Origin of the sequence: Streptomyces ossamyceticus (genome assembly GCF_001418475.1) — a bacterium.
GTDB lineage: Bacteria > Actinomycetota > Actinomycetes > Streptomycetales > Streptomycetaceae > Streptomyces > Streptomyces ossamyceticus.
On sequence record NZ_LIQX01000073.1, the window covers coordinates 1 to 8990 of the forward strand.

The window sequence follows — 8990 nt, forward strand, 5'->3', positions numbered from 1 at the left end:
GTGGGCGGCGCCCTCCGCCCCGCAGGGCCTCGCGACCCAGGTTCCGGCGGGCGCCGCCCACTCCCAGCATGTTTCCTGCTCCACCACGGGCCATGACGGTCTCCATCTCCTCATCGAGGCAAATGCGGGACGATACGCTCCGTCTCGCTAATCGACCGCTCCACTGTCAGGCGAGACGTATCGTCTTGTCAACCTGATAAATTCGGCACATGGCCAACAAGACCGCCCCTGACTCCACCCGCCGCAGCGAGAAGTCCCGCCGCGCCATCTACGACGCCGCCCTCGCCCTCGTCGGCGAGGTCGGCTACCAGAAGACGACCATCGAGGGCATCGCCGCCCGCGCCGGCGTCGGCAAGCAGACGATCTACCGCTGGTGGTCGTCGAAGGCGGACGTCCTGCTGGAGGCGTTCCTCGACCTGAGCGCCCAGGCGGCGGAGGCGGCGGCCCGGCCGGAGGTCCTCGGGGAGCAGGCCCAGTACGAGATCCCCGACACCGGGGACCTGGAGGCCGACCTCAAGGCCGTGCTGCGCGCCACCGTGGACGAACTGCTCGACCCCAAGTTCGAGGTCCCCTCGCGCGCCCTGGCCGCCGAGGGCGTCGTCAACCGCCAGCTCGGCACCGAATTCGTCGCCAAGCTCCTCGAACCCCAGCTCCAGCTGTATGTGAAGCGCCTGCGCGCGGCTCAGGAGCAGGGTGCCGTGCGCCCCGACATCGACCCGCGCATCGCCCTGGAACTCTTCGTCTCCCCGCTCGCCCAGCGCTGGCTCCAGTACACGGGCCCCATCTCGTACGACTACACGGACGCCCTGGTCGAATACGCCCTGTACGGCCTCGCCCCCCGCTGACACCGTCAACTCTGCGCACCGGTGTGACCAAGCCGACCGGATCGAGCCCCGCGGCGGGCGGTAAATCCCGTCACGGCATGAAATAGCCCACCATCCTCGTCCGCGCTCCGGCTTCGCCCCACCTACCCCGGATGGGCGCTCCGGTCCCCTGCGACGCAGGATGGTGGGACGATGAGGCATGCTGTCCGCACCACAGCGAGGCGAGGGGATAGATGAGCGCGACGTTCGGCGGCCGGTCCGGTCGGCAGGGCAGGATCTCCGAGTGGCTGCGGGGCCGACGCGCAGGCCGCCCGCTCGACGAGACCCCCGACGCCGCCGGCCGTGAGGCGCTGCTGCTCGCAGCCGCCGCCGCCGGACTCCCGCTCGCGCCCGCCGCGTACCCCTCGGGCTACCGGTGCTCCTGCGACCGCGTCGGCTGTCCGACGCCCGCCCGCCACCCGGTGTCCTTCGCCTGGCAGACGCAGTCCACCACCGATCGCGCCCAGGTGGAGCGATGGGCCCGGCACCAGCCGGAGGCCAACTTCATCACCGCGACCGGCATGGTCCACGACGTGCTCGACGTACCGCTCTCCGCCGGCCGGCAGGCCCTGGAGCGGCTGCTCGCCGCCGGGGTGGAGGTGGGGCCGGTCGCCGAGTCGGAGTCCGAGGCGGAGGACGGACGGCTCCTGTTCTTCACCCACACCCGGGGCACCCCCGAGGACGAGGACGAGTGGTGGCCCTGCGAGCTGGACTGCCACCCCGAGACCATGGACGAGCATCCCGGCCTGCGCTGGCACTGCCGGGGCTCCTACGTCCTCGTACCGCCCGCCCGGCTCCCCGGTGACGTCGCCGTCCACTGGGTGCGCGGCCCGGAGCACCCGCTGCCCGACCCACTGAGTCTGCTGGAGATCCTCACCGACGAATGCGCCCGCCACGCGGCCGGGGAACCGGACGACACGGCCTGGCCGCAGCACGGCTGAGACCCGGAGCGTCACCCGCCCCGGGGAACCGGGCCCGCCGTCACTCGCCCTTCGCGGACGTGAGGCCGCCCACCTGGCCGAGGAACCTCACCTGCTCGTCGGAGGCCGTCCGCGCCGGGTCCAGGACCGCCTGGTTGGAGACGAACTCCAGCGTCAGCGACTGCCGTGGCTCGCCCGTCATCAGCGCCCTGACCGCCGCGTCGTTGACGGGGATGTCCACACCCTGCGCGGCCGTCTGCTTCTCGTAGTGGCGGGTCGTGAAGAAGACCAGCGCACCGCCGTCCGCGGTGCGCAGCCCGACCGGCGCGTAGTCGCCGTTCGTGAGGGGCTCGTCGACGTACTGCCGCACGATGCCCGGCCGTTGCGCGTTCTTCTGGCGCTTCGCGCGCTCCTGCGAGGTGTACGGGCCGTCGGCGAAGAGGGCGCTGTCCTCCTTCAGATACGTCACGTACTTCTCGGGCAGTTCCGCCGGGGCCACCGACAGCTGGGGGTCGTCGGCGGACACCACCTGCGCGTAGCCGTCCTCGTCCTTCTTGAACCGCGGTACGTCGGAGGCGGGCATGATCGTGAGGAAGGACACCTCCCACACGTCGTCCAGACCGTCACGGGTGAACACGAACAGCCAACGGTCGCTGTCCCGGCCCTTGTTGGCGGCCGCGTCGACCACGAACCAGCGGGGCCAGGCCGCCTTCTCGGGGATCGTGTACTTCACGTCGCTCAGCTTCAGCGGCACATGGTCGGGATTGCCGCTCGGGCTGATCTTCGCGCCCGAGCGGAGCTTGCCGCCGTCGATGTCGGCGAGGGCGCCGGTCACCCGTGAGGCGTCCCGTGACCGGTCGTACTCCTTGTCCGCGTCGTTGTACGCGGTGGTGAACTCCTCCAGCGCCCGGGCCGCCTCGCCCCGGGTCGACGAGGGCACGATCTCCAGATCGCCGCGGACCACCACGCACCCGCTCGCCGTCAGCGACAGCACGGCCATCGCCGCGGTCAGCAGCGCCGCACGGCCGTGACGCCGAAGCCCGCGCCGCCCCTCGCGCACACGAACCGGACGAACCTCACGAAGCCTTCGTGTGCTCGGAACCCCGCGAACCCTGCTCATCAGGAACCTTCACCTTCCCCTTCCCGGAGGCGAACCCTACCGGGGCGAGGAACAGCGCGAGCGTCGGGACCAGATACAGGACCCAGACCGTGACTTGGAGGACCGTCGGGTCGGCCTGGAAGTTGAACACGCCCTTCAGCAGGGTGCCGTACCAGCTGTCCGGCGGGATCGCCCCCGTGATGTCGAACGCCTTGTCCGTCAGACCGGGCAGGAAGTCCGCCTCCTGGAGGTCGTGGAAGCCGTACGCGAGGACGCCGGCCGCCACCACGACCAGCATGCCGCCGGTCCACGTGAAGAACCTGGACAGGTTGATGCGCAGGGCACCCCGGTAGAACAGCCAGCCGAGGACCACCGCGCTCCCGAGGCCCAACAGCACACCGATCAGGGGGCCCTCCGTGCCGTCGCCGGACGCCCGGACGGACGTCCACACGAACAGCGAGGTCTCCAGGCCCTCCCGGCCCACCGCGAGGAACGCCGTCGCCACCAGGGCGCCCGTGCCCAACTGGAGGGCCGCGTCGAGCTTTCCGTGCAGCTCGGACCGCAAGTGCCGGGCCGTGCGCCGCATCCAGAAGACCATCCACGTCACCAGGCCCACCGCGAGGATGGACAGCGAACCGCCGAGCGCCTCCTGCGCCTCGAACGTCATCTCCTGCGAGCCGAACTCGAGGACGCAGCCGAACACCAGGGCGAGACCGACGGCGGCGCCGACACCGATCCAGATGGGCCGCAGGGCGTCCCGGCGTTCCGTTCTCACCAGATACGCGATGAGGATGCAGACGACGAGGCTGGCCTCCAGGCCCTCGCGCAGCCCGATCAGATAGTTCGCGAACACGGCGTCAGCCCTCCGTCGTCGAGGAGAACAGGGCCCGGCCCCACCAGTCGTCCGCGTCCCGGACACCCGGCGGGACGGCGAAGATCGCCGAACCCACGTGCTGGATGTACTCGTTGAGCGCGTCCGTGGCGAGGTTGCGCTGGATCGGGATGAACCCCTTGCGCACGTCCCGCTGGTAGGCGAGGAAGAACAGCCCCGCGTCCAGCCGGCCCAGCCCGTCGGAGCCGTCGGTGAACGAGTAGCCGCGGCGCAGGATCGTCGCCCCGTCGTTGGAGTCGGGGTGCGCGAGCCGTACGTGCGCGTCGGGCTTCATCGCCTTCAGGAACGGCTTGTCCCGCTCCTTCGCCTTGCCGACGGGCGCGCCCTCACCCTTGTCACGGCCGAAGATGTCCTCCTGCTCCTGCAGAGAGGTCCGGTCCCACGTCTCGATGTGCATCCGGATGCGCCGGGCCACCACGTACGAGCCGCCGGCCATCCAGGCGGGCCCGTCCTTCTCGTCCACCCACACGTGCTTCTTCAGCCGGGCGGTCTCCGTGCCCGCGATGTTGCGGGTGCCGTCCTTGAACCCCATGAGGTTGCGGGGGGTCTGCGCCTCCGGCGTGGTCGACGAGGTCTTGCCGAAGCCGAGCTGGGACCAGCGCACCGACACCTTGCCGAAGCCGATGCGGGCGAGGTTGCGGATGGCGTGCACCGCGACCTGCGGATCGTCCGCGCACGCCTGCACGCACAGGTCGCCGCCGCTGCGGGCCCGGTCCAGGTTGTCGCCGGCGAACCGCGGCAGGTCCACCAGGGCCTCGGGCCGCTGCTTCGCCAGCCCGAACCGCTCGAACAGCGAGGGCCCGAAGCCGAGGGTGAGCGTCAGCCGGGACGGCTTCAGCCCCAGCGCCTCGCCGGTGTCGTCCGGCGGCGCCTCCGCGAGACCGCCGTACGCGCCGTCGCCGACCGCCTTCCCGGCGGTCATCCGGCGCGCGGCCTCCGTCCAGTCCTTCAGCATCGCCACGAACGCCTCGCGGTCGTCCGTCTCCACGTCGAACGCGGCGAAGTGCAGCCGGTCCTGCACCGGCGTCGCGATACCGGCCTGGTGGGTGCCGTGGAAGGCGATGGGGCCGCCGGCCGCGGCCACCGTCTCCCCGGTGTCCTCGCCGGGCCGGGCCACGGCCACGGCGCCCCCGGCGACGGCGGCGCCGAGCGCGAGGCCGGCACCGCCCCAGCCGATCAGCGCACGCCGCGACGGCGCCCGCGAGCCGTCACCGGCCGGAGCGCCGGTCCCCGCGGTGCCGGTCGCGGTGGTGTCCGTCGCGGTGGTGTCGTCGCCGGTCGCGCCGCCGGGGCCGCCGGGGCCGTCGGTGGTGTTCTCGGTGGTGTCCGTCATGACTGCCGACTCTCTTCCGTCGCTACTTCACGACCGCCGCGGCGAGCTGCGAGAGCGGCTCCGCCAGCGCGTTCACCGCGTCCGACAGCTTGTTCTGCTCGGCCTCGCCGACCTTGTCGTAGGAGACGAAGTCGTAACCCGTCTTGTCCGCGCGGTACTTGTCGAGCAGCGTGTTCAGCGCCGTGAACTGCTTGTCGAGCTCCTTCGTCAGCTCCGGGTCGTTCTCGGCGGCGACGGCCTTCAGCAGCTTGTACGACTCCTCGGCGCCCTCGACGTTCGCCTTGAAGTCGACGAGGTCGGTGTGCGAGTAACGCTCCTCCTCGCCGGTGACCTTGCCGGTGGCGACCTCGTCGAGGAGCTCCTTGGCGCCGTTGGCCATGGAGGTCGGGGTGATCTCCGCCTTGCCGACCCGCTTCTGCCAGTCGACCAGGTCCTTCACCAGCTGGTCGGCCAGCTCGGAGTCACGGTCGGTGAGCTTGCCGTCCTTCCACAGCGAGCGCTCCAGACGGTGCCAGCCGGTCCAGTCCTTCTCCGGGTCCTGGCCCTCCTCCAGACCGTCCTCGCGGACGTCGACCTTCGGGTCGATGTCACCGAAGGACTCGGCGACCGGCTCGGTGCGCTCCCAGCCGATGCGGGAGGGCGCGTACGCCTTCTTCGCCGCCTCGACGTCGCCGTCCTTGACGGCGTCGGCGAACACCTTCACCAGCGGGATCGTCTCGTCGGCCTGCGTCTGCACGTACTTGCGGTACGAGGCCACGGCCTCGTCCAGCCGCGGGTCGCGCTTCGCCACCTTGCCGGAACCGGTCGCGGTGACGTCCTGCCGTATGCCGTCGCCCTTCATGCCCGGCTTGCAGGCGATCCGGTAGTCCCCCGCCTTCACCTCGGCGGTGACCTTCTGCTTGGTGCCGGGGCCGATGTTCTCGCGCTCGGTGACGACACGGTCGTCCGGGAAGAGGAGGTAGACCTCGGTGACCTTGGAGCCCTTGTTCTCGATGTCCAGCTCGACGTGCCCCGCCGGGAACTCCTTCTTCGACACCTCGCACTTGGTGTCGGTCGCGGTCACCGTGATGACCCCGTCCGCGCCCGCGCTGCTCTTCTCGGTGCAGCCCGTGACGGCGGTCAGGGCCGCGACGGTCGTGGCGGCGGTGACGAAGGACAGTCTGAGGGGGCGCATTTCGGCTCCAAGGAAGGACACAGGGGACACACAGATAAGGTGAGGCTGCCCCAAGTTATCTGAGGCTTACCTCACCAAATTCCGTGCCTCCAGTGAAGCCCGCGCCCCGCTGCCCGTACGAGCACGGCCCGATCACGGAGGCCAAAAACAGGGCCCATAGTTCGGTCAAGGACCGGTCAAGTTTCCCAATCCGTGGTCAAGAACCCCGTTTCGGTGTGATCGAGACATCACTGGTGCGTGACCGCGGGCGGCAAGCGTCCGGAAGCGACTGGACGGCCGCGGGGATGCTTCAATTCCGCATGTGACCGACTTCGATGTGCTGCGGGTGTTCTGCGGGCCCGGCGGCGGATACGGCAACGAACTGGGCGTCGTCCGCGAGGGCTCCGTGATGCCCGACCGCGACGACCGTCAGGCGTTCGCCGCCAAACTCGGCTTCAGCGAGACCGTGTTCGTCGACGACCCCGAGCGCGGAGTCATCGACATCTACACCCCCACACTGCGCCTGCCGTTCGCCGGGTACCCCTGCGTCGGCACGGCCTGGCTGCTCGACGTACCCGAACTGGTCACCCCGGCCGGTGTCGTCGGCGCCCGGCTGGACGGCGAGTTCAGCTGGATCGAGGCCCTGCCGGAGTGGGCCCCGCCCCGCACCTTCCGCCAGTACGGCACCGCCGCCGAGATCGACGACCTCACGGTCCCGGCGCACGGTGAGTGGCTCTACGCCTGGGCCTGGGAGGACGAGGCCGCCGGCCGCATACGCGCCCGCGCCTTCCCCGGCCGCGACGACGGCATCGACGAGGACGAGGCCACCGGCGCCGCCGCCCTCCAGCTCACCGCGCAACTGGGCCGCGCCCTGAACATCACCCAGGGGGCGGGATCCCAGCTCCTGACGGCCCCGCAGCCGCACGGCTGGGTGGAGGTCGGCGGAAGGGTGTTCCTGGAGCGATGAGGTGGCGGCGCGGCCGCCGGTCCGTCCCGGCGACCGGGGCCTCCTCGGCCCTTCCGCCGCGCCCTCACGCGGACAGGGGGAACTCCTCGCCCAGCGCCAGGAACACGGCCGTGTTCAGGGCGAACGCCCGCTTGCACTCGCTCACGATCCGCTGCTTCTCCAGATCGTCAGCCCGCACCCGGTCCAGCAGCTCGCGGTACCCCCGCTTGAAGGCGGCCGGATTGGCGATGTCCTCGAACACGTAGAAGCGGACGCCGTCGCCCTTCCGTTCGAAGCCCCATGTCTTCTCTGCCCGGTCCCGGATGATCTGCCCGCCGGAGAGGTCGCCGAGATAGCGCGTGTAGTGGTGGGCCACATAACCGCCGGGCCAGCTCCGCGCGCACTCGGCGACCCGCGCCGCGTACGCCTCCGTCGCCGGCAGCGCCGAGAGCGTCGAACGCCAGCGCGGGCCGCGCAGATGCCCCAGGTCCCGCTCCAGCGCGGCCAGCCGCATCAGCTCCGGCTGGATGAACGGCCCGGCGACCGGGTCGTCGACCAGCGCCCGCGCGCCGCTCTCCAGTGCCTCGTAGACGAACCACAGCTGCTCGGTGTACCGCGCGTACGCCTCGACGCCGAGTTTGCCGCCGAGCATGTCGCCGATGAACGTCGTGGTCTCCGCCTCGGTGTGCTGCTCGTGCGACGCGGTCCGGATGAGCGTGGAGAACGCCGTGTCCGAGGTGACCGACGCGTTCATGAAGGCCTCCGATGCCTAGGGGGAGACGAGAAGCTGCGCTCAGTTTCGGTGGTTAGGGTTACCTAAGTCAACAGGTTCCCGACTCCCTGTCGGTAAAAACGTTACCCCGGATCATCACGACTCCCACCTGGAATGAGGACGAGATGAAAAAACCCGCCCGGCGGCCGGGAGGGCCGAAGGCGGGTGGGGTGGCACGGGGCGGCTGGGGCCGCGGTCGGGCCGGGTGTGAAAGGAAGGGGCCCGTGTCACGGGAGAGTGAGGATGTCCGCTCCTGTCTCCGTGACGACCAGCGTGTGTTCGAACTGGGCGGTGCGCTTGCGGTCCTTGGTCACGACCGTCCAGCCGTCGTCCCACATGTCGTAGTCGTACGACCCGAGGGTGAGCATCGGCTCGATCGTGAAGGTCATTCCGGGCTGCATCACGGTCGTCGCGTGCGGGGAGTCGTAGTGCGGGATGATCAGCCCGGAGTGGAACGACGAGTTGATCCCGTGCCCCGTGAAGTCGCGCACGACCCCGTACCCGAACCGCTTGGCGTACGACTCGATGACCCGCCCGATGATGTTGATCTGCCGCCCCGGCTTGACGGCCTTGATGGCGCGGGTGAGGGACTCGCGGGTCCGCTCGACGAGCAGCTTCGACTCCTCGTCGACGTCACCCACGAAGTACGTGGCGTTGTTGTCGCCGTGGACGCCGCCGATGTACGCCGTCACGTCGAGGTTGACGATGTCGCCGTCGCGCAGCACGGTCGAGTCGGGGATGCCGTGGCAGATGACCTCGTTGACGGAGGTGCACAGCGACTTGGGGAAGCCGCGGTAGCCGAGCGTGGAGGGGTAGGCCCCGTGGTCGCACATGTACTCGTGGGCGACGCGATCCAGCTCGTCGGTGGTGACGCCGGGGGCGATGTGCTTGGCGGCCTCGGCCATCGCCCGGGCCGCGATCCGCCCGGCGATCCGCATCGCCTCGATCGTCTCGGGCGTCTGCACCTCGGGGCCGGTGTACGGGGTGGGGGAGCTGGCTCTTAGACACATCT

General features: G+C 70.3%; 9 protein-coding genes. 3 read left to right on the forward strand and 6 right to left on the reverse strand.

Going from position 1 to position 8990, the window contains the following annotated elements; translation table 11 throughout:
- Window positions 1-209 precede the first annotated feature (209 nt).
- Together AOK15_RS06765 and AOK15_RS06770 are read left to right on the forward strand one after the other, a co-directional pair.
- Window positions 210-845 (forward strand): TetR/AcrR family transcriptional regulator, encoded by a 636-nt coding sequence (locus AOK15_RS06765; protein WP_055513803.1) that lies wholly within the window; start codon window positions 210-212, stop codon window positions 843-845.
- A gap of 212 nt (window positions 846-1057) precedes the next feature.
- Window positions 1058-1804 (forward strand): bifunctional DNA primase/polymerase, encoded by a 747-nt coding sequence (locus tag AOK15_RS06770; protein ID WP_055513805.1) that lies wholly within the window; start codon window positions 1058-1060, stop codon window positions 1802-1804.
- A 40-nt stretch (window positions 1805-1844) separates the two neighbouring features.
- Here AOK15_RS06770 and AOK15_RS06775 read toward each other — a convergent pair whose 3' ends face one another.
- From AOK15_RS06775 to efeO, 4 genes are read right to left on the reverse strand one after another with little or no spacing between them, the layout of a single operon-like run.
- On the reverse strand, window positions 1845-2903 hold the full coding sequence (locus AOK15_RS06775) for an SCO2278 family lipoprotein (protein WP_079058340.1): 1059 nt from the start codon (window positions 2901-2903) through the stop codon (window positions 1845-1847).
- Window positions 2860-3735 (reverse strand): iron uptake transporter permease EfeU, encoded by an 876-nt coding sequence (gene efeU / locus AOK15_RS06780; RefSeq protein WP_055513808.1) that lies wholly within the window; start codon window positions 3733-3735, stop codon window positions 2860-2862. The genes AOK15_RS06775 and efeU overlap by 44 nt, the downstream gene beginning before the upstream one ends.
- Window positions 3736-3739: 4 nt before the next feature.
- A complete protein-coding gene (efeB, locus tag AOK15_RS06785) occupies window positions 3740-5107 on the reverse strand; it encodes an iron uptake transporter deferrochelatase/peroxidase subunit (protein WP_079058341.1) in 1368 nt (455 codons plus the stop codon).
- 22 nt (window positions 5108-5129) lie between these two features.
- A complete protein-coding gene (gene efeO / locus AOK15_RS06790; RefSeq protein WP_055513810.1) occupies window positions 5130-6281 on the reverse strand; it encodes an iron uptake system protein EfeO in 1152 nt (383 codons plus the stop codon).
- Between the two features lie 301 nt (window positions 6282-6582).
- On the opposite strand from efeO, the gene AOK15_RS06795 reads away from it, so the two are divergent.
- Window positions 6583-7227 carry a PhzF family phenazine biosynthesis protein gene (locus tag AOK15_RS06795; protein WP_055513812.1) on the forward strand — a complete coding sequence of 215 codons (645 nt, stop codon included), beginning with the start codon at window positions 6583-6585 and terminating at the stop codon, window positions 7225-7227.
- A 64-nt stretch (window positions 7228-7291) separates the two neighbouring features.
- Here AOK15_RS06795 and AOK15_RS06800 read toward each other — a convergent pair whose 3' ends face one another.
- Both AOK15_RS06800 and map read right to left on the reverse strand, forming a co-directional pair.
- Entirely contained in the window at window positions 7292-7960 is a 669-nt protein-coding gene (locus AOK15_RS06800) for a biliverdin-producing heme oxygenase (RefSeq protein ID WP_055513815.1), read from the reverse strand.
- A gap of 245 nt (window positions 7961-8205) precedes the next feature.
- Window positions 8206-8988 (reverse strand): type I methionyl aminopeptidase, encoded by a 783-nt coding sequence (gene map / locus AOK15_RS06805; RefSeq protein WP_055513817.1) that lies wholly within the window; start codon window positions 8986-8988, stop codon window positions 8206-8208.
- Window positions 8989-8990 lie beyond the last annotated feature (2 nt).